Annotated in this window: 1 protein-coding gene; it reads left to right on the top strand. The window is 67.2% G+C overall.

Features of this window, described 5'->3' with window-relative positions:
- Window positions 1–245 precede the first annotated feature (245 nt).
- The coding region (locus tag EDF21_RS16450; RefSeq protein WP_233568563.1) for a hypothetical protein at window positions 246–1480 on the top strand (1235 nt) is incomplete at its 3' end.

Below are 1480 nucleotides of genomic sequence, written 5' to 3'. Positions count from 1 at the left end.
CGCGGGGTGGTGCGTCTTGCTGCGTTGATCGAAGGAGACCCGCAGTGTCATCTGCTGTTCTACCCAAGCGTCCATCTCGTTCCTGGTTGGGGGCACGTGTTGCCCTCGTCGGACTGACCTCTCTCGCTCTCGTGGGTGGTGTCGCTCAGACCGCTCACGCGGCCCTGCCCACCGGCCCCACCACGACCGGTCTCACCGGTGCCCGTCCGTCGGCGACCACTGTCGATTTCCCGATCAGTGACCAGGTGCAGGCGTCCGTCGACGTCGTCACCGGCAACCTGATGGTCAACACCGTCGGGCTGTCCCTGCCCGGGGTGAACTCCACCATCCCCATCGGGGCGTCCTACAACTCCCTCGGCTGGCAGACCGGTACCACGACCACCGTCGCGGCGAACAACTGGTCCCTCGGGCTCGCCTCGGCCGGCACCTTGTCGCTGGTGGGTGCGAACGTCGTCTACACCGGCGCCGACGGTGTCACGTGGACCTTTGTCCCCGTCTCGGGTTCGGCCACGGCGTTCACGTCGCCGGCCGGGTTCAAGCAGGACCTCGTCAAGACCGCCACCGGCGGTTACACCCTCACCGATCGCACGTCGCGTCAGGTGGTGTCCTTCGATGCCGACGGGAAAGCGACCTCGGTCGCTGACCGGAACGCCAACACCACGCAGATCACCTACGGCTCGAACGGCCAGCCCGCGACGGTCGTCTCGACCGCGGGCCCGACCGCTGCGCGGACCGCGACGTTGTCGTACAACCCCAGCACCCTGCTGTTCCAGGTGTCCCAGACCGGCGATTCGTACAACACCCGGACGGTGAAGTACCAGAAGGACTCCTCCTCGAACCTGACCTCGATCGTCGACGCCGAGGGCAACACAACCTCGTTCGCCTACGCCGGGAAAGACCTGACGCAGGTGACGTCGACCACCGGTGCGGTGACGAACTTCACCTACGACGGCTCCACCCACAAGGTCACCCGGATCGACCAGCAGAACACCACCGCCGGATCGCCTGGGACCTCGACGACGCGTCTGGCGTACACGTCGACGTCGCAGACCCTCGTCGCCGGCCCGAACACCGACACCGCTGCTGCAGTGACTGCGGTTCCGCGGACGACGTACACCATCAACCCCACCCAGAAGACCGTCACCAAGGCTGTCGACGCGGCAGGCCGTGAGCGGTCGGCGACCTACACCGGCAACGCCGACGTCGAGTCCGCCACCACCGGCCAGGCAGGAGCTGCGACCTCGGGCACGACCACGGGTACGTACGGCGCGAACTCGGGCAACAGCCTGACGAAGGCCACCTCGCCCGGCGGTGCGTCCTCGAGCACGACCTACGGGTCGACGACCTCGACGGCGTACCTGCCGGCCTCGACCACGGATGACGCCGGGAACCAGAGCCTGAAGACGTTCAACGGTGCAGGCAACCAGCTCACCAACTCCGACGCCTCGGGCGCCCAGGCGGCCTTGACGTACAACACCGA

Origin of the sequence: Frigoribacterium sp. PhB118, from assembly GCF_003751725.1 — a bacterium.
GTDB lineage: Bacteria > Actinomycetota > Actinomycetes > Actinomycetales > Microbacteriaceae > Frigoribacterium.
The sequence above is the reverse complement of the archived record's forward strand: the minus strand, read 5'-3'. Positions and strand labels throughout refer to the sequence as shown.